Origin of the sequence: Pseudomonas sp. ACM7, assembly GCF_004136015.1 — a bacterium.
GTDB classification, from domain to species: domain Bacteria; phylum Pseudomonadota; class Gammaproteobacteria; order Pseudomonadales; family Pseudomonadaceae; genus Aquipseudomonas; species Aquipseudomonas frigoris.
Map to the genome: position 1 here is coordinate 5,893,023 of NZ_CP024866.1, position 18,769 is coordinate 5,911,791.

Annotated in this window: 12 protein-coding genes and 1 pseudogene; 6 read left to right on the plus strand and 7 right to left on the minus strand. The window is 59.3% G+C overall.

The window, feature by feature from the left end:
- Positions 1-227, plus strand: a pseudogene (locus CUN63_RS32465) (group II intron reverse transcriptase/maturase); the annotation flags it as partial.
- A 77-nt stretch (positions 228-304) separates the two neighbouring features.
- Here the strand turns inward: CUN63_RS32465 and pgm are convergent.
- The 4 genes from pgm to CUN63_RS27995 all read right to left on the minus strand — a co-directional run bounded on the left by pgm (position 305) and on the right by CUN63_RS27995 (position 6,622).
- Entirely contained in the window at positions 305-1,951 is a 1,647-nt protein-coding gene (pgm, locus tag CUN63_RS27980) for a phosphoglucomutase (alpha-D-glucose-1,6-bisphosphate-dependent) (RefSeq protein WP_129444237.1), read from the minus strand.
- A 111-nt stretch (positions 1,952-2,062) separates the two neighbouring features.
- Entirely contained in the window at positions 2,063-3,463 is a 1,401-nt protein-coding gene (locus tag CUN63_RS27985) for a PLP-dependent aminotransferase family protein (protein ID WP_129444239.1), read from the minus strand.
- Positions 3,464-3,530: 67 nt separating this feature from the next.
- The gene (locus CUN63_RS27990) at positions 3,531-5,021 is read right to left on the minus strand and encodes a hypothetical protein (RefSeq protein ID WP_129444241.1); all 1,491 of its coding nucleotides are present in this window, start codon (positions 5,019-5,021) and stop codon (positions 3,531-3,533) included.
- A 578-nt stretch (positions 5,022-5,599) separates the two neighbouring features.
- Positions 5,600-6,622: a zinc-dependent alcohol dehydrogenase family protein gene (locus CUN63_RS27995; RefSeq protein ID WP_056743735.1), complete on the minus strand. Its 1,023-nt coding sequence runs from the start codon at positions 6,620-6,622 to the stop codon at positions 5,600-5,602.
- A 268-nt stretch (positions 6,623-6,890) separates the two neighbouring features.
- Between CUN63_RS27995 and CUN63_RS28000 the strand changes: the two genes are divergently transcribed.
- From CUN63_RS28000 to CUN63_RS28015, 4 genes are all read left to right on the plus strand, one after another.
- Positions 6,891-7,808, plus strand: a complete 918-nt coding sequence (locus CUN63_RS28000) for a LysR family transcriptional regulator (RefSeq protein WP_008156370.1) — start codon at positions 6,891-6,893, stop codon at positions 7,806-7,808.
- Positions 7,809-8,130: 322 nt separating this feature from the next.
- Positions 8,131-9,384, plus strand: coding sequence for a multidrug efflux RND transporter periplasmic adaptor subunit MexE (mexE, locus tag CUN63_RS28005; protein ID WP_129444243.1), 1,254 nt, complete (start codon positions 8,131-8,133; stop codon positions 9,382-9,384).
- Positions 9,385-9,399: 15 nt separating this feature from the next.
- Positions 9,400-12,582 carry an efflux RND transporter permease subunit gene (locus CUN63_RS28010; protein ID WP_129444245.1) on the plus strand — a complete coding sequence of 1,061 codons (3,183 nt, stop codon included), beginning with the start codon at positions 9,400-9,402 and terminating at the stop codon, positions 12,580-12,582.
- The gene (locus CUN63_RS28015) at positions 12,579-14,000 is read left to right on the plus strand and encodes an efflux transporter outer membrane subunit (protein WP_129444247.1); all 1,422 of its coding nucleotides are present in this window, start codon (positions 12,579-12,581) and stop codon (positions 13,998-14,000) included. Before CUN63_RS28010 ends, CUN63_RS28015 begins: the two co-directional genes overlap by 4 nt.
- Positions 14,001-14,139: 139 nt before the next feature.
- On the opposite strand, the gene CUN63_RS28020 is transcribed toward CUN63_RS28015, so the two are convergent.
- The 3 genes from CUN63_RS28020 to CUN63_RS28030 are packed head-to-tail and all read right to left on the minus strand — an operon-like array spanning position 14,140 to position 17,447.
- On the minus strand, positions 14,140-15,105 hold the full coding sequence (locus tag CUN63_RS28020) for an HlyD family secretion protein (protein ID WP_129444249.1): 966 nt from the start codon (positions 15,103-15,105) through the stop codon (positions 14,140-14,142).
- A gap of 4 nt (positions 15,106-15,109) precedes the next feature.
- Positions 15,110-15,310, minus strand: coding sequence for a DUF1656 domain-containing protein (locus CUN63_RS28025; RefSeq protein WP_008156381.1), 201 nt, complete (start codon positions 15,308-15,310; stop codon positions 15,110-15,112).
- Positions 15,300-17,447, minus strand: a complete 2,148-nt coding sequence (locus CUN63_RS28030) for an FUSC family protein (RefSeq protein WP_129444251.1) — start codon at positions 17,445-17,447, stop codon at positions 15,300-15,302. Before CUN63_RS28030 ends, CUN63_RS28025 begins: the two co-directional genes overlap by 11 nt.
- A gap of 204 nt (positions 17,448-17,651) precedes the next feature.
- Here CUN63_RS28030 and CUN63_RS28035 point away from each other — a divergent pair, with 204 nt between their 5' ends.
- Positions 17,652-18,707, plus strand: a complete 1,056-nt coding sequence (locus CUN63_RS28035) for a HEAT repeat domain-containing protein (protein WP_129444253.1) — start codon at positions 17,652-17,654, stop codon at positions 18,705-18,707.
- The last annotated feature ends 62 nt before the right edge of the window (positions 18,708-18,769 follow it).

Sequence of the window (18,769 nt, forward strand, 5' to 3'; positions counted from 1 at the left end):
GCTGCGTCGTCTGGCGACAATGGAAGCGGCCCTCAACGAGGGCACGTAACTTGATGCGCCTGGGGCTTAGCGAAGCTCGCGCCTGCAAATCAGCCTTCAATGGCCGAGGCCCATGGTGGAGCTCAGGCGCATCTCATATGAATCAGGCGCTGCCGAAGAAACTATGGGGTCAGCTTGGGTTAGTTTCGGTACTGGATACGATAAACCGGCTTAGCCGCATAGCTTGAACCGCCGTATACGGATCCGTACGTACGGTGGTGTGAGAGGACGGCGGCTGTAAAGCCGCCTCCTACTCGATTCTGGATTACTTCGCAGAGATCGCGCCGTCCACCAGTGTTTGCGCTTCTGCCACCAATTGCTTGAGGTGGTCGTCACTGACGAAGCTTTCAGCGTAAATCTTGTAGATGTCTTCAGTGCCCGACGGACGCGCCGCGAACCAGCCGTTCTCGGTCATGACTTTCAGACCACCGATCGCTTGGTCGTTACCCGGTGCATGGCTGAGGATGCTCTGGATCGCTTCGCCCGCCAGTTGGGTCGAAGTGACCTGATCCGGCGACAATTTGCTCAGCAGTGCCTTCTGCTCAGGATTGGCCTTGGCATCGACGCGCACCGAAAACGGTTCGCCCAGTTCATCGGTCAAGGCGCGATAGGCCTGACTTGGGTCGCGGCCGGTGCGGGCGGTCATTTCTGCGGCCAGCAGTGCCGGGATCAAGCCGTCCTTGTCGGTGCACCAGACGCTACCATCCTTGCGCAGGAACGAAGCACCGGCGCTTTCTTCGCCGCCAAAGCCCAGAGAGCCGTCGAACAGGCCGTCAGCAAACCACTTGAAGCCGACCGGCACTTCGTACAGGCGACGACCCAGACGTTTTGCCACGCGATCGATCAAGCCGCTGCTGACCACGGTTTTACCCACGGCCGCATCGGCGCGCCATTGCGGGCGGTTCTGGAACAGGTAATCGATCGATACGGCGAGGTAGTTGTTCGGCGCGAGCAAACCACCGGACGGGGTCACGATGCCATGGCGATCGTGGTCCGGGTCGCACGCGAATGCTACGTCGAAACGCTCTTTCAGACCGATAAGGCCCTGCATGGCGTGAGTGGACGATGGGTCCATGCGGATCTGACCATCCCAGTCGACGGTCATGAAGCGGAAGGTCGGATCGACCTGTTTGTTGACCACTTCCAGATCCAGACGGTAATGCTCGGCAATCGCCGACCAGTAGCGCACCCCGGCTCCGCCCAGCGGATCGACACCCAGACGCAGCTTGGCATCACGGATGACATCGAAGTCGATCACGTTGATCAGGTCGGCGACGTAGGTATTGAGGTAATCGTGACGATGGGTCGTGCTGGCCTTCAGCGCCTGCTCGTAGCTGATGCGTTTGACGCCGGCGAGCTTGTTGCTCAGCAGTTCGTTGGCCTTGGCTTCGATCCACTTGGTGATGTGGGTATCGGCCGGGCCACCGTTGGTAGGGTTGTATTTGTAGCCACCGCTTTGTGGCGGGTTGTGGGACGGCGTGATGACAATGCCGTCCGCCAGGCCCGATGTGCGTCCGCGGTTATAGCAGAGAATGGCGTGGGAAATGGCCGGTGTCGGGGTGTATTCGTCACCTTCGGCGATCATCACTGTCACACCGTTGGCGGCCAGCACTTCAAGGGCGCTGGCGCCGGCCGGGGTGGACAGCGCATGGGTGTCGATGCCGACGAACAGCGGGCCATCGATACCTTGGGCTTCGCGGTACAGGCAGATTGCCTGGCTGATCGCCAGAACGTGCCATTCGTTGAAACTCAAGTCGAACGAGCTGCCTCGGTGCCCGGACGTGCCAAAAGCTACGCGCTGGGTCGAGATGGCGGCATCGGGCTGGCCGGTGTAATAGGCCGTCACCAGTCGCGGGATGTCGACCAACAGTTCTACCGGTGCCGGTTTGCCCGCAAAAGGACTGAGTGTCATGCAAAACCTCTGAAGTCGAGTGGTTCAGGAATAGGAACGCAGTTTACTGGCAGTTTGACCGCAACGCGATGGGATCGATCCATGAGTGTCACGCAGGGTGTGTGGCCCCGTTCAATCGATCGATTCCATACGCAAGGCGTCCCCTAACAAGCCCACTGCCGCGGCAAGGTCGTGATCACCACCGAAGGTGTGACTCAGGCGCAAGTGTTGCGCATGCAAGCCCTGGAGACTGAACAGCTCTCCCGGCGCGATCACCACCTGATGCTTGAGCAGGCGCTGAAACACGCGACGTACATCGACCTGGCGCAGCGAACGAACCCAGATGGTTGCACCACCCTGGGGTTCGACAAAGTGCAAGGCATCGCCCAGACGCTCCTGCAACAACTGCGTCATCTGCACCTTGCGGTCCTTGAGCATCCGCCGTAATACCTGAAGGTGCTGATCGACACGGCCGTTGCCGTACAAGCGAGCGATGGCTTTCTGGCGAATCGGTGACAAGCGGAACGACCGCAGTAGAAAGTACCGTTGCAGTTCAGCACTGAAATGCCGCGACAGCAGATAGCCGTATGGCGCCTCCGGTCCGATGATTTTCTCGAAGGTGGAAAACACGATCAGCCGATCGGGGTCCAGCAAGTCGCGAAACCGCTGGCCGTCCGGTTCGAATCCGAGTTCGCCGTAGCAGTCGTTTTCCAACACCCAGCTGCCATGCCGCTCCAACAACTGCGCGACGGCTTGTCGGTTGTCGTCGGGTGCCAGGCTGCCTCGCGGCATGTTCAGCCCGGATGAAACCATCACCAGCCGCACCGGCTCGGTCTCCAGCAACTCCTTGAGCCATTCGACGTCCAGGCCACCGCTGGATTGCACCGCCAGCTCGATCACTCGCACCTGCGCAGCCTGCAGCAACCGCAGAATCGCCCAGTCGCACGGCGACTCGACCAACACCGTGGCGTCCTTGAGATTCAACACAGCGATCAGTATTTCCAGCACGCCACGCAGGTCGGCGCCAATATAGACATCGTCGGCGTGCCAGCAGCGCAGCGGCGAGGTGGTGTAGCGCGCTGCCAAGGCAATGCGCAACTCCAGCTCGCCGCAAGGTTGCGATGTCGGTTGCGGCTGACGCGGATACTGGCGCAGCAGTTCTCGCTCCAGCAGTAACAACGGACTGTCGAGGGGTTGCAACAACGCCGGTTCATCGGCGCTCAAGACCAGCATTCCTGGACGTCTGGCGTTGACATAAACGGTTTCGAGCAGGTCGTTGCCACTGCTGAGCATGCTGATGGAGGACACCGGTAACGCGTAATAGCCAGACTTGGCCACCGAATAAACGCGCCCTTCCTTCTCCAGCAGCGAATAAGCGTACTGAATGGTCGAGATCGACACGCTCAGACGCTCCGCCAACTGTCGCAACGAAGGCAGACGGACTCGCGTGTCACTGACCGGTTCGTTGATCAGGTTAGTCAGATATCGGTACACCACCTGATACGCGAAGTCAGTTTCTCGTGGCCCTTTCATGGGCAAGGGCCGAATGCCATGTGAACGTCATCACGCATCGTCGAGAAGTCCGTCAAACCAGACACTTTCAGCGCCCCGCTGACCATTCATCCGCCACAGCCGTGTCGTCGTCATAGTCGGCTGCTTCGGCTTGCAAACCCGCGCCGCCGAGTTCCGGGGCGCCTGCCCTACCCTCATCCGCAAACACCGGGCCCATGCGGTAAAGCTTGCCGATCAAGCTGACAGGCAATCCGCTGACGTCAATCATCCATTGCAGAACCTGCTCCGGCACCGGATTGCCCTGCATTGCCCGGTGCAAATCAGGCATCGCCACGAGCATGCCGGGGTGACACTGGCGCAGAAAACGCTCAAGCGCCGCGCCATTCTCGACGAAAGGTGAAAAGAGCAGGCACACCAGTTGAGCCTCGCTCAGGCCAAGGTTTTTTTGAGCCTCGGCCGCTGCCAGCACACGCTGCTCGGCCAACGCTGCCGGATTGCCGAACGCCTCTACCGCTTGTTCGCACAACCGTTCCGCCAGTTGTTTGCGCCGCATCATCACCAATGCCCGTTGCAGGTATTCGGCGACACCCGTCTCGTAGCCGCGGTCGTGCACGAAGCACGATTGCAAACCCCGCATGTGTGCAGAGATAGAAAGGCTGACGTACTCGTTGTCGCTGAGCTGGGCCGCCAGTTCGTCAGGTTGAAAACCGAGAAACTCTGTGAGCAGCGGCCAACGCTCTTCCAGGTTGCTGACCAGCATGTCGTGAATGTCGATGTACGTGGCGCGACGACAGGCCTCAAATCGTTCGGCCGGACGCCACGCAACCTGCTCATGTTCAGCATAAAAAGCGCGGTAGCAGTCGCTGCCCAGTTCATCGAGCAGCGCGAAAAGCGCCTCATAGCCGGTTTCGTGGTGATTCGAGGTCTTGAGCCCGGCCTTGGCGGCAGCACGTTTCAACCCGTCGAGAAACTGCTTCTGCTGACGAGGTGAATCGCTACTGATCAATGCATCGACACCGCTGTCCCAACGAGCTATTTGCCCATAGAACTCGCCGGTGGCCAGATACCCGTCGTCCCACAGATCAAGCGGCCCGTTCCAGGCGCGACGATGGCCCACCATCAAAAGATTGAGCCGATTCGACTCACGGCCGCCTTCGGAAACCGGCGTCAGGTGGTTGAACGGCAGGACTTCCCGGTTATCGACCATCAACACTTCGACCCGAGGATCGTCGTAGAGGAACAAGGCGCTGTAGCTGCGATGGATGTTTTCCAGGGCCGTCGGGCTTACGTCGTTCAAGCGCAAGGATGCCACTCGCAACTGGAATGTCGCAGGTGCCCGGCCGGCGATACTCAGTTGTGCAGCGCGCAGCAGCGCCAGGGTGTAACAACTGTCACGGGACCCGGACTGAATCGCCAAGACTTTGTAATCGCCAATACGCTCCATGCCCCCGGCGGCCACCACCAGTCGCTGAATCATCAGCTGCAATGCCGTGCGTTCGGCGCGCGAAAAGAAACTCAGCAATCGCTGCAGCACTTGCTGATAGACATAGTTCATCGCTTGGACATGGATATTGGTCATCTTTATTTACCTGATGCTTTTAAGTTCGATATCGCACCAACAACGACACGCATTGCGCAATGGGTTGCTTGCCACGATTGAAGTACTGGACGTTATTGCCAAATGCTAGCACTTAAGCTTTTAGTAATTATTTGAAATAACTGGAGGTCTCCCCTGCTCCGTCCAGAGGCAGGTGGCCGCCAGGCCCTGTAGAGCCGGCCTCTTGCGGTTGCGAGCGACATCCTAGGAAATGTCCGACAGCGTCCCACAGACAATTAGCACAAGAAATAGAGAAAGAAGTCACCCATGTTTTTTTGGCAACTGCGCAACGACGAACTATTGGTCGGATATGTATTAACAGTGTGTATTGAAAAGTATCAACCTGATACCCAGCCATGACTCATTCCTTGAGATGAAAGTGATCATTCAATTATCAAGGCTTATATGATGATTAGAAGATACAGATTGAGAGCAAAAACCAGTTCAGTTGCTGAACTGACCCATTGACGGGGCAATGGGACGTCTCATTTTGGCAGGTGCTGAAAACAGAAGAGTCCGTGGGGGCACGGACTCTTGCAGAGGGGGCTTACATGAAGGGCTTATGCAGGCTCGACCTGGAGGGCGACCCGTTCGCGGCATGGGCATTCGTCCATGTAGCGGTGTGCTTCGACAAACTCGGCAAACGGGAAGACCCGAGTCTTGAGCGGCAGCAGCACGCGGTCGGCAGTCATCTGGTTGATGTCGCGCAAGGCGCGTTGCAGTGCGACCTGGTCCTGGATGATGCCCAGTTCAGGCTTGCCGGTGAAGTTGCCGATGCAGTGCACAAAGAACTGGATGTTCTTCTGGAACGCTGCGCAGGCCGGGAATGGCGTCTGGTTGCCACCTTGCAGGCCGTACAGCACCAGGCTGCCGCGAGGTGCAAGCACATCGCCAAGCAACGACATCTGTGGACCGCCGAGACCGTCGAACACAACGTCCACGCCGCGGTTGTCGGTGATCTTGTTGATCTGCATCAGCAGATCCTGTTCTTCGGTGACGATGACTTTCTCGGCACCCAGGGACAGCAGATTCTCACGCTCTTCCGCCGTCTTGGTCGCCGCAATGACCCGGATACCCAGAGCCTTGCCCAGTTGTACAAAGGACGGACCGGCACAGTGACTGGCGTCGGTCACCAAGGCGAATTGCCCGGGTTTGACCCGTGCCAGATCGACATAAGCGAAGTAAGCGATCAGCAGCGGCGTGTAATGCACGCTGGCTTCGATCGGGCTGAGCACGTCCGGGTAACGGGTAAGTGCCGAGCGCGGCAGAACGATCTGCTCGCCGTAGACCGGATAATCGTTGGGGCTTTCAGCCGGGAAGCTGGCGACCTTGTCGCCGACTGCCAGATCATCGACGCCTTCGCCGACCGCCGTCACGACGCCGGACATTTCATGGCCAAGGCCTGAAGGCAGTCGAGCGTGGGAAGAGGCCAGGTTCTGGCGCCAAAGAATGTCGTACCAGCTGATGCCAATCGCCTCGACGCGCACCTGCACTTCGCCCGGCGCAGGGAGAGCGGCCGCATGCTCTTCGCATTTGAGCACCTCGGCTGGACCAAACTTGTGAAAACGGATCGTGCGGGACATCGCAAACCTCGTCAAAGAAACCTCTAATGCCCTGAACTCTATCTGGGCTTTCTACCCAAGACTATCAGTGGCTATTAATAGTCGACATGCCTGTCATTGATTCCGCAGCGCCGGTGACATCATCAAATGCCGTGAAAACCGAAGCAGCCATTTCAGGAAAACTGAATTACTCGGTGCAGAGTAGCAGCCTTTCCCCGTAATATTCATGCCGGCCATTGTTCTCATATGGCCGCTCTCGTCAAGCTTGATGACTCTGCCAGGACTCCAGATGAATCGTAATGACCTGCGTCGTGTCGACCTGAACCTGTTGATCGTTTTCGAAACATTGATGCACGAACGCAGTGTGACCCGCGCTGCGGAGAAACTGTTCCTCGGCCAGCCGGCCATCAGTGCGGCACTCTCGCGCCTGCGCGGGCTGTTCGATGATCCGTTGTTCGTGCGTACCGGCCGCAGCATGGAACCGTCCGCCCGGGCGGTGGAAATTTTCGCCCTGCTCTCTCCTGCACTGGATTCGATTTCCACCGCGGTCAGTCGTGCAGCGGAATTCGACCCGGCCACCAGCACCGCGGTGTTTCGCATCGGTCTGTCGGACGATGTCGAGTTCGCGTTGCTGCCGATGCTGCTCAAGCGCCTGCGCGCCGAATCACCGGGGATCGTGCTGGTGGTGCGTCGGGCCAACTACATCCTGATGCCGAGCCTGCTGGCCTCGGGCGAAATTTCCATCGGCGTCAGCTACACCGCCGACCTGCCGGCCAACGCCAAGCGCAAAGTACTGCGTCGCAGCATGCCGAAGCTGTTGCGGGCCGACACGGTGCCAGGGCCGTTGAGCCTGGATGATTTCTGCGCACGGCCTCATGCGCTGGTGTCGTTCGCCGGTGACCTGAGCGGCTTTATAGATGAAGAGCTGGAAAAGCTCGGGCGCAAACGCCATGTGGTACTCGCGGTGCCGCAGTTCAACGGACTCAGCACACTCATCAGCGGGACCGATATTGTCGCGACCGTGCCGGATTACACGGCTGAAGCGTTAACGGCGGCCGGTGGTGTGCGGGCTGAAGACCCGCCGTTGCCAGTGCGCAGTTTTGAATTGCACATGGCCTGGCGCGGGTCGCAGGATAATGATCCGGGCGAGCGTTGGCTGCGGTCGAGGATTCAGATGTTCTTTGGGGATCCGGATAGCCTTGCTTGATCCTGATTTTGCATGAGGGCTTCTGGCCCTATCGCGAGCAAGCTCGCTCCCACAGGGGATTTGTGTCCGTTACCGATCCAGTGTGGGAGCGAGCTTGCTCGCGATAGGCCGCAACGCGGTCTCAAGCTGAACCTTTGCATTCCCCACAACACTGAATTGTCATTAATCTAATTGATAGCCGCCTAACGAAAGGTGCACGCTAGAGAGCTTGCATCGGACTTATATCATTCCGAATGATAGTTACCTTTGCCTCATTCGATTCGTGCGATACATCCTCGCCGAGCATCATCCGTCCATTCTCAATACATTGGCGGATGCATCCATGGAACAATCACTCAAACATTTACGCTTCCCGTTGGCCCTATTGGCCGTACTGGTGATGAGCGCCTGCGGCAAGACTCCGGACACGGCCGCCACTATGCCCGCAGCCAAGGTCAGCGTGGCCAAGGTGCTGGAACAACCGGTTAACGAGTGGGACGAATTCACCGGGCGCCTTGAAGCGCCGGAAACCGTAGAAATCCGTCCACGGGTCTCTGGCCAGATCGATGAAGTGGCTTTCACTGAAGGCGCATTGGTCAAGAAAGGCGACCTGTTGTTCCAGATCGACCCACGTCCGTTCCAGGCCGAGGTTCGCCGCCTCGAAGCCCTGGTTGCCCAGTCCCGCGCCAACGCCACCCGCAGCGAAAACGAATCCCAGCGTGGCGAACGCCTGCGCACCAGCAACGCGATCTCTGCCGAGCTGGCCGATTCGCGCACCAGCGCTGCTCAAGAAGCCCGCGCCGCCGTCGGTGCCCTCCAGGCGCAACTGGACCTGGCCAAACTGAACCTGAGCTTCACCCGTGTCACCGCGCCGATCAGTGGCCGCGTCAGCCGTGCGGAAATCACCGCCGGCAACCTGGTGACCGCCGATACCACCGCGCTGACCAGTGTGGTGTCCACTGACAAGGTCTACGCCTACTTCGACGCCGACGAGCGCGTGTTCCTCAAATACACCGCGCTCGCTCGCCAAGGCAAACGCGGTGCAACCACCCCGGTTTACCTCGGCCTCTCCAACGAAGACGGCAACCCACACCAGGGCGTGATGAACTTCGTCGACAACCAGGTCAACCCGAAAACCGGCACCATCCGCGGTCGTGCCGTGTTCGACAACAGCGACGGCGCCTACACCCCTGGTTTGTATGCACGTCTGAAACTGGTCGGCAGCGGCACCTATTCCGCCGTGCTGATCAACGACGAAGCGGTCGGTACCGATCTGGGTAAAAAGTTCGTACTGGTGATGGATGCCGACAACAAAACGGTTTACCGCTCAGTCGAGCTGGGTCCGAAGATCGAAGGTTTGCGCATCGTGCGCAGCGGCCTGAGCAAGGATGACACCGTCATCGTCAAGGGTCTGCAACGGGTACGCCCTGGTTCGCCGGTCACGCCAGAAGTGATCCCGATGGCCAGTGAACAAACCCTCGCGGCACTCGCACAACAACGACAAGCGCTGGAAGCCAGCAACCTGCCCCAAGTCGCACCTGCCAAGGTCGCGCCGGGTTCGGTTGTGAAATTGGCTGCTGCGACTCCACGCGGTTAAGGGACGACAACTCCGATGAATTTCTCCCAATTCTTCATTTCACGGCCGATCTTTGCAGCAGTACTGTCGCTGCTGATCCTGATCGCTGGCGCCATCTCGCTGTTCCAGTTGCCGATCAGCGAATACCCGGAAGTGGTTCCGCCGACCGTTGTGGTCCGTGCCAACTTCCCGGGTGCCAACCCAAAAGTCATCGGTGAAACCGTAGCCGCTCCATTGGAGCAAGCCATCACCGGCGTCGAGAACATGCTGTACATGTCCTCGCAGTCCACCGCTGACGGCAAAATCACCCTGACCATTACCTTTGCGCTGGGCACTGACCTGGACAACGCACAGGTACAGGTGCAGAACCGCGTGACCCGGACCGAGCCAAAACTTCCAGAAGAAGTGACGCGCATCGGTATCACCGTGGACAAGGCTTCGCCCGACCTGACCATGGTCGTGCACTTGACCTCGCCGGACAAACGCTACGACATGCTCTACCTGTCCAACTACGCCTTGCTCAACATCAAGGATGAGCTGGCGCGTCTGGGCGGTGTCGGTGATGTGCAGCTGTTCGGCATGGGTGATTACTCGCTGCGTGTGTGGCTCGATCCGAACAAGACCGCTTCGCGCAACCTGACCGCCACCGACGTCGTGACCGCGATTCGTGAACAGAACCGTCAGGTGGCTGCCGGTGCACTGGGTGCGCCGCCTGCGCCGAATGCCACGGCGTTCCAGCTGTCGGTCAACACGCAAGGTCGTCTGGTTTCTGAAGAAGAGTTCGAGAACATCATCATTCGCTCCGGCGAAAACGGTGAAATCACTCGCCTGAAAGACATCGCTCGCATTGAGTTGGGTTCCAGCCAATACGCGTTGCGTTCGTTGCTGAACAACCAACCGGCGGTGGCGATCCCGATCTTCCAGCGCCCTGGTTCCAACGCGATCGAAATCTCCAACGAAGTGCGCGACAAGATGGCGGAGCTGAAAAAGAGCTTCCCGGAAGGCATGGACTTCAGCATCGTCTATGACCCGACGATCTTCGTGCGCGGCTCCATCGAGGCGGTGGTTCACACCCTCTTCGAAGCACTGATCCTCGTGGTTCTGGTGGTGATCCTGTTCTTGCAAACCTGGCGCGCCTCGATCATTCCGTTGGTGGCGGTGCCGGTTTCGCTGATCGGTACGTTTGCCGTGATGCACCTGTTTGGCTTCTCGCTGAACGCCCTGTCGCTGTTCGGCCTGGTGTTGGCCATCGGTATCGTGGTGGACGACGCCATCGTGGTGGTGGAGAACGTCGAGCGGAACATTGGGCTGGGATTGACTCCGGTCGAGGCAACCAAACGGGCCATGCGTGAAGTGACCGGCCCGATCATCGCAACGGCGCTGGTGCTGTGTGCGGTGTTTATCCCGGCGGCTTTCATCTCCGGGCTCACTGGGCAGTTCTACAAGCAGTTCGCCCTGACCATTGCGATCTCGACTGTGATCTCGGCGTTCAACTCGCTGACGCTGTCGCCCGCCCTGGCTGCGGTATTGCTCAAAAGCCATGACGCGCCGAAGGACCGTTTCTCCAAGGTCCTCGACAAGATCTTCGGTGGCTGGTTGTTCCGTCCGTTCAACCGCTTCTTCGACAAGGCCAGCCATGGTTATGTCGGCACCGTGGGCCGGGTTATCCGCAGCAGCGGCATCGCCCTGCTGCTGTACGCAGGCCTGATGGTGCTGACCTTCTTCGGTTTCGCCAACACCCCGACCGGTTTCGTCCCCGGCCAGGACAAGCAATACCTGGTGGCCTTCGCGCAACTGCCTGACGCCTCGAGCCTGGACCGTACCGAAGACGTGATCAAACGCATGTCCGACCTGGCACTGAAACAGCCAGGCGTGGAAAGTGCCGTGGCCTTCCCGGGCCTGTCGATCAACGGTTTCACCAATAGTCCTAACGCTGGCATCGTGTTCGTCACCCTGAAACCGTTCGACGAGCGTAAAGACCCGAGCATGTCCGCCGGTGCGATTGCCGGTGCATTGAACGGCCAGTTCGCCGGGATTCAGGAAGCCTACATGGCGATCTTCCCGCCACCGCCCGTACAAGGCCTGGGCACCATTGGTGGTTTCCGCCTGCAGATCGAAGACCGGGGCAACCTGGGTTATGACGAGCTGTACAAAGAAACCATGAACATCATCACCAAGAGCCACAACGTGCCGGAACTGGCCGCCCTGTTCACCAGCTACACCGTGAACGTGCCACAGGTCGATGCGGCTATCGACCGCGAAAAAGCCAAGACTCACGGCGTGGCCGTCAGCGACATCTTCGACACCCTGCAGATCTACCTGGGTTCGCTGTATGCCAACGACTTCAACCGCTTTGGTCGTACCTATCAGGTCAACGTTCAGGCTGAACAGCAGTTCCGTCTCGAACCGGACCAGATCGGTCAGCTGAAAGTGCGTAACAACAAAGGGGAGATGATCCCGCTGGCGACCTTCATCAAGGTCAGCGACACCTCGGGCCCGGACCGCGTGATGCACTACAACGGCTTCATCACCGCTGAAATCAACGGTGCAGCAGCCCCCGGCTACAGCTCCGGCCAAGCCGAAAAAGCCATCGAGAAACTGCTCAAGGAAGAACTTCCCAACGGCATGACCTACGAGTGGACCGACCTGACCTACCAGCAGATTCTGTCCGGTAACACCGCACTGTTCGTGTTCCCGCTCTGCGTACTGCTGGCGTTCCTGGTACTCGCGGCTCAATACGAAAGCTGGAGCCTGCCACTGGCGGTGATCCTGATCGTACCGATGACCTTGCTGTCGGCCATCACCGGTGTGATTGCGTCGGGAGGCGACAACAACATCTTCACCCAGATCGGCTTGATCGTACTGGTGGGGCTTGCCTGTAAGAACGCGATCCTGATCGTCGAGTTCGCCAAGGACAAACAGCAGGACGAAGGCCTCAGCCCGCTCGCCGCGGTACTGGAAGCCTGCCGCCTGCGTCTGCGGCCGATCCTGATGACTTCCTTCGCATTCATCATGGGTGTTGTGCCTCTGGTCTTCTCCAGCGGCGCCGGTGCCGAAATGCGTCATGCCATGGGTGTGGCGGTGTTCTCGGGGATGCTCGGGGTGACCTTCTTCGGTCTGTTGCTGACACCAGTGTTCTACGTACTGATTCGTAACTTTGTGGAGCGCGGTGAAAAGCGCAAAGCGGCCAAGGCCCTGAAACTGGAGGCGCAACAATGAGCCTGAAAGCCTTCCTGCCGAGCCTTCTGGTACTGGCCCTGAGTGCCTGTGCCGTCGGCCCGGACTACAAGACCCCAGCCACTGAGCCGGCCAACATCACGACCGCTACCGATGGCAGCGCCGGTCAGAAGAACTACGACCGCTCGCGTTTCGAAGGCATCTGGTGGCAGCAGTTCGAAGATCCGACTCTCAACCAGTTGGTGACTCAATCGCTGCAAGGCAATCGTGATTTACGCGTAGCCTTCGCTCGCTGGAAAGCGGCGCGAGCGATTCGCGATGACGTCAGCAATGACGCCATGCCAACCATCACCAGCCGGGTCAGCAGTGACCTGGCCAAGGGTCAGATCCCGGGCCAGACCACCAAGCGGGTTAATAGCGAACGCTACGACCTGGGCCTGGACATGGCGTGGGAGATCGACCTGTTTGGCCGTATCCAGCGCAACCTGGAGTCCGCCGACGCCGAACAGCAAGCGCTCGAAGCCGATCTGTACCAACTGCAAGTCTCGATGATTGCTGAACTGGTGGATGCCTACGGTCAACTGCGCGGTGCGCAGCTGCGGGAAAAGATCGCCCTGGCCAACCTGAACAACCAGCAAGAATCGAGCAAGATCACCGTCAGTCTGCGTGATGCCGGTGTCGGCGATCAGCTCGATGTGGTTCGCGCCGATGCACGCCTGGCATCCGTCGAAGCCAGCGTGCCGCAATTGCAGGCTGAACAGGTTCGACAGAAAAACCGCATCGCTACCCTGTTGGGTGAACGTCCGGACAAGCTGACCGTCGACCTGAGTCCAAAAGACTTACCGGCGATCGCCAAGGCATTGCCGATCGGTGATCCGGGTGAACTGCTGCAACGTCGCCCGGACATTCTCAGCGCCGAGCGCAAACTGGCCTCCGCCACCGCCCGTATCGGCGTAGCCAAGGCTGATTTGTTCCCACGGGTCAGCCTCAGCGGTTTCCTTGGTTTCACCGCCGGACGCGGTTCGCAGATCGGTTCCTCGGCAGCCAACGCCTGGGCACTGGGCCCTAGCATTACCTGGGCCGCGTTCGACCTTGGCAGCGTGCGCGCCCGTCTACGTGGTGCCGATGCTGATGCCGAAGGCGCCCTGGCGACCTACGAGCAGCAAGTACTGCTGGCGTTGGAAGAATCGGAAAACGCCTTTAGCGACTACGGCAAACGCCAGCAACGCCTGATCTCGCTGATTCGTCAAAGCGAATCCAGCCGCGCCGCGGCCGACCTCGCCCAAATTCGCTACCGCGAAGGCACTGCGGACTTCCTCGTCCTGCTCGACGCCCAGCGTGAGCGCCTGGCGGCGGAAGACACTCAGGCCCAGGCCGAAGTCGATCTGTATCGCGGCATTGTCGCGATTTACAAAGCCCTGGGCGGTGGCTGGCAACCAGAGACGGTCGCCAGCAAGTAATGTCTTAACGAGCTCCTTTGGTTGGCCGCAACCAACCAATTCCTTTGCCCTGTGCCTCATTCGGTCGCGGGGCTTTTTTTTGTCTGTCCCAAATTCCACACATATCCCTGTGGGAGCGGGCTTGCTCGCTCCCACAGGGTTAGTGGGTTGTGCTGCTATCGCGGGTTTCCATTATCGTTACGGTGGCGGTGGTGCCGGCACGCAGTCGGTTTTTGGCTGCGTAATCGGCGTCGATCTGTATTCGCACCGGTACCCGCTGCGCCAGTTTTACCCAGGTGTAACTGGGGTTGATGTTGGCCAGTAATCGGCCGCCGGGCAGGTTCTCCCGGTCGGAAATGGCGAAAGCAATGCTTTGCACAGTGCCGCCGAAGGTTTCGCCACTCATCAATTCGATCCTGACCCGGTCGCCCTCCTCGATTCGCGGCAGCTTGGTTTCTTCAAAGTAGCCGCTGACATAAAACGAATCGCTGTCCACCAGCGCCAACAACGCGCCTCCGGCCGCGGCATAGTCACCCTGACGGGTCAGCAGGTTGGTCACGTAACCCGTCACGGGTGCTTCGACCCGCGTGCGCTGCAAGTCCAGTTCGGCCTGGGTCAATGCGGCGATGGCCAGTTGCACGTTGGCGTGGGCTAAACCGAGGTTGGCCTGGTTGCGCAGCAACTCAGCCTGCGCCACCGCCACTTCCGTGCTGGATTTCTCCCATTCTTCGCCAGAAATTGCGAACCGCTGCTTGAGCGTGCGCCGTCGGCGCTCTTCACTCTGACGCTGGCGGAGCAACGCTTCACTGGCGACTATCGTTGCCTCAGACTGACCAAGGGTGGCTTTCGCCACTTCCACCGAACGCTTGGCATGCTCAACCGCCAGGACATAGCGCGCCGGGTCGATCTCCAGCAGCAACTGGCCTTTCTCCACATGCTGGTTGTCCTGCACGCCCAGGCCAACGATGCGCCCCGAGACATCGGCGGACAACGTCACCACATCGGCACGCACCCGTGCATCGTGGGTCCAGGGGGCGCGGGTGTAATGTTCCCAGGCAAACCAGCCGAGAACAAAGGCCAGCAGTACCACCGCCACCGTCGCAAGTCGGGCAAGGATCTCCTTCAAAGCATCAAGCTCCCATTACCAGAATCAGCGTTGCGCAAACGCAGGCGTACAACGCGCCTTCGAACAAGGCTTCATGCCAGACGAACCGCAGCACGCCAATACGGCGCAAGATCCAGTCCAGAAGCAGGTAAATCGGCAGGGCCAGCAGTAACGCCTGGGCAATCGGCGGCAAGTAGACACCACCCAATTCAAAATCAATGGGCAAGGGTCGGCACTCCTTCCGCTTCTGCGGGTGAAAAGTATTTACGATGTCGCTCCAGAAACGACACCACGATCAACAACGCCACGCGCATCCTGAATACCGACCACAGGTGTTCATGAACGTCTAAATGCAAGTCGTCCATTTCATCGCCCAAGACACGCAAGTTTCGGAGTAGCTGCTCAAAGTCAATCCCGGGCCGCCCGGCGATCAATCGTCCTGTCTCACGGACAGCAGCGAGTAAACGGTTTTGTTGCTCAGTACTGAGCAACGTGTTGCTTTGCCCCTGCTGCCTGAGCTGGTTCAACGCCACACCCAGTGCCATGCATCCGAGGCTGACTTCGAACAGCTCGCTGGATTGCTTGTCGTTGGTAGCCGGCAATAATCCCAACATCATGGTCAGGCGATCGACCATGCGGCTTTCAAACGCAAATTGCTGCTCATCGGTGGCCGGTGTCTTCAGTAAAGCGTAGACCTGCTCACAGTTTTCATTGAACAGCCGGCGTATTCGCAAAACGGGCCTGAACGGGAAGATCAAGGCATAGACACTGAGCGCCAGCGCGGTTGCGCAGATATAGGAACCGGCAAACTCGAACCACTGAATGGCACTGTTTTGGCCGATTTCTGTGTTTTGCGGGCCCAACAACAGCATTGTCGTTAGTCCAAGACCAATGCCTGTGCCCGTGGTTGGCGGACTGGACAACCCCACCGCGACGGCATACAGCAATGGGGTTAACAACAAGGCGAGTAACTCGAAGTCACTGATCATCGGTATCAGCAGGAACAGATACAGCGCCGATACCACCAAGGCCAGACCCAGCCCCCTGGCAAAGCTTTGGCTGGCCAGCAACGGCCGGGGAAAAGTCGCCATCAGCGAACAGAGAATACCCGCCACGATCATCCCGCCACGCGCCCCGTCCCAACCGGTCTCGATCCAGATCAGACCGGCCACCACCAATGCGGTAAATGCGCGGATCGCGTTCATTGCTGCCAGAGTGAAGTCCAGATGTAAGGGGTTGTCCTGGCCGCGAAACATGCTACTGGCCGCACGCCCGTCCTGGATTGCGTCGCTCAGTTCGAGAATCTGGCCGAGCTGCTCCAGCATCCGCGCCTGTTCCCAGCGCAGTGCCCAAACCAGTGAACGCAGCGTGGCAGGCATCGTCTCGGTGAGTTGTTCGGCCTTGTAGGCCTGGTCATCGAAACGCTGTTGCAGCGCCGCGAAACGGTGCCGCGCCTCGGTCGACAGCGAGCGTCCCTGCTGGGCAAGGTCATCGAGAAAGACCAGTTCTTCGGCGCGCAAACGCTGTATCTCCTCCGGCAACGCACCTTTCCAGCGCTCGGCAAGCAGCTCCCGCTGGTGACGCAAAGCCGTCAGCCGCGACGTCAACAACACCAGCTGATTGCCCAGCAACTGCACCAACTCATTGGAGCTGCGCAACCGTGGCGCATCGAAATACAAATGCCGCCGTACGCCTTCCAAGGCGCTGATCGCGCCGAGCAGTTGCATCTGCCGTCGATGGAAATCGGCTTCGCTTTCCTCGGTTCGAATGACCGCAGCGGCGTGGGTCGCAAGCAGCTTGATGACCTGATCGATCTTGGCGAAGTAATCCCGGGCCACAGCTTCCGGTCGCGCGGTGAGCAGGCTGACCACGCACACGCAAGCCACCGCCAATAGCGTCTCGGTCACGCGGGTGACAGCGAGAAGGAACGTACCGTCCTGATCGGGCACCGCCAGCAGTGCCACGACCACCGCCGTGTACCCGCTCAAAACAAACGCCTGGGAACTGGTGTAGCGCAACAAGGTGCCGCCGGCGGTACACAGCGCCAGCCACAAGGCCAGGGTGAGGATGAAAGGCAGGGGCGCCTGGGGAAAGATCGCCATGATCAACACCGCCACGACCGCCCCGAGCGTGGTGCCGATGACCTGGCCGAAACTCCGGGCCAGGGCCATGCCGCCCAATGGCTGGCTGACAATGACCACCGCCATGATTGACCACTTGGGCTGCTCAAGGTCGAACAGGAACGCCAGATACAACGTCAGCAGCCCGGCCACGATGGTCCGCAGGGCGAACAACGCCACTCCGGGCCCGGGGTTGAGTATCGCTTTGAAGTACTGAAGCAGCGGTTGCATGGGAACGCTCATCGAGTCATCTCCAGCAAGCGTAGTCACTGCCAAGGCGCCTCGACGGGTTTCAATGTCGACGCAACCTGTAGGCAAAATCATTGAAAAGCCAGACTGCCTTGAATCGACTGACTCACGTATTCAACTGAGTCTTGGTTTGACTCACAGCCTTACCTGACCGAAGCTGGCAACTTTGAAACAGCTTGCCAGCTCCCGGATTCCTGCATGCCCCAGTCCCGCCGCTACTTGCTCATCAGCCTCTGCGTCCTGTTTGCCATCGGCCTTGCCTGGTTTTCCCTGCGCAGCACAACCCCCGCCGTGCCGGAGGCGATCAAGCGTGGCTACAGCGAGGCGCTGAACCAGGCTCGCGCAGGCCAACCGGGCGCAGCGCGGGTCCTCTACCAGCAATTGGGCCGCCCTGATATATCGCCCAAACGCCGCGTCTGGTTGCATGCCGAACTGCCCAACTACCCCAGCTCCGTGGCCCTGAAACTGGCGGATGCGGACTTGCAGCATGAATCGCCAGACGTGCGCATCGCGGCGATCAAAAGCATCAGCGGTCTGGTGCCCAGCGGTCAGCGCAGCCTGCTGCTGGGCCCGTTACTCGATGACAGCGAACAGCGCGTCCGCTATGCCGCCGTGAACGCCTTGCTGGGGCTGTCGCCGGACGATCTCGGTTTGTACTTCGGGCCGCTGGAGCAAGCCATCGACGCCTGGGAACAGGACCTGAAGAGTCAACCGGAAAGCGCCGACAACCAATATCAATTGGCTTGGCTGCATCTTCACAACGCAGAATGGAAAGAGGCTCAGCAGGCACTGCAGAACACCTTGCGTCTTGCGCCCGGCAACCTGCCCGCGCTGGTGATGCAAATCGACGTGCTGGACCGCCTGGGCCAAAACGATGCGGCCCGGCAACTGTTGGCCAAGCAGCTAAAGGCTCAGCCCGACTCGGCCTACCTGCAACATGCCCTGGGGCTTTGGCTGTTGCATCACGGGCAAAGTGAGTTCGCCCTGCTCGGCCTTTCCAAAGCCGTGGAGCTGGAGCCGGACAACAAGGATTACCGCTACGACCTGGCCACCACACTTCACGATGAACAGGAGCTGGAAGCGGCGCAGAAACAGTTGCAGGAGATTGTCCAGCGGCACCCGGCCGACCGAAAAGCCCGGGTATTGTTGATCAATTACTGGAAAGAAAGCGGCCAGCTGCAGAACGTGCAGATTCTGTTGGCGCAACTTGAACAACTCAATCCCGACGACCCCGCCTTGCAGCAAGGGCTTTAACAACAGCAAAAATTTGGTTGAACTCGTCGTCTCGGTCAAGGGTCAAGAGAACAGGCAGTCCA

Bases quoted from the DNA above. Each gene is read 5' to 3' on its own strand.
- mexE (WP_129444243.1), top strand. From the start codon at position 8,131: ATGGAACAATCACTCAAACATTTACGCTTCCCGTTGGCCCTATTGGCC.
- CUN63_RS27985 (WP_129444239.1), bottom strand. From the start codon at position 3,463: ATGAAAGGGCCACGAGAAACTGACTTCGCGTATCAGGTGGTGTACCGA.
- CUN63_RS28035 (WP_129444253.1), top strand. From the start codon at position 17,652: ATGCCCCAGTCCCGCCGCTACTTGCTCATCAGCCTCTGCGTCCTGTTT.
- CUN63_RS28000 (WP_008156370.1), top strand. From the start codon at position 6,891: ATGAATCGTAATGACCTGCGTCGTGTCGACCTGAACCTGTTGATCGTT.
- CUN63_RS27995 (WP_056743735.1), bottom strand. From the start codon at position 6,622: ATGTCCCGCACGATCCGTTTTCACAAGTTTGGTCCAGCCGAGGTGCTC.
- pgm (WP_129444237.1), bottom strand. From the start codon at position 1,951: ATGACACTCAGTCCTTTTGCGGGCAAACCGGCACCGGTAGAACTGTTG.
- CUN63_RS28030 (WP_129444251.1), bottom strand. From the start codon at position 17,447: ATGAGCGTTCCCATGCAACCGCTGCTTCAGTACTTCAAAGCGATACTC.
- CUN63_RS28010 (WP_129444245.1), top strand. From the start codon at position 9,400: ATGAATTTCTCCCAATTCTTCATTTCACGGCCGATCTTTGCAGCAGTA.
- CUN63_RS27990 (WP_129444241.1), bottom strand. From the start codon at position 5,021: ATGACCAATATCCATGTCCAAGCGATGAACTATGTCTATCAGCAAGTG.
- CUN63_RS28015 (WP_129444247.1), top strand. From the start codon at position 12,579: ATGAGCCTGAAAGCCTTCCTGCCGAGCCTTCTGGTACTGGCCCTGAGT.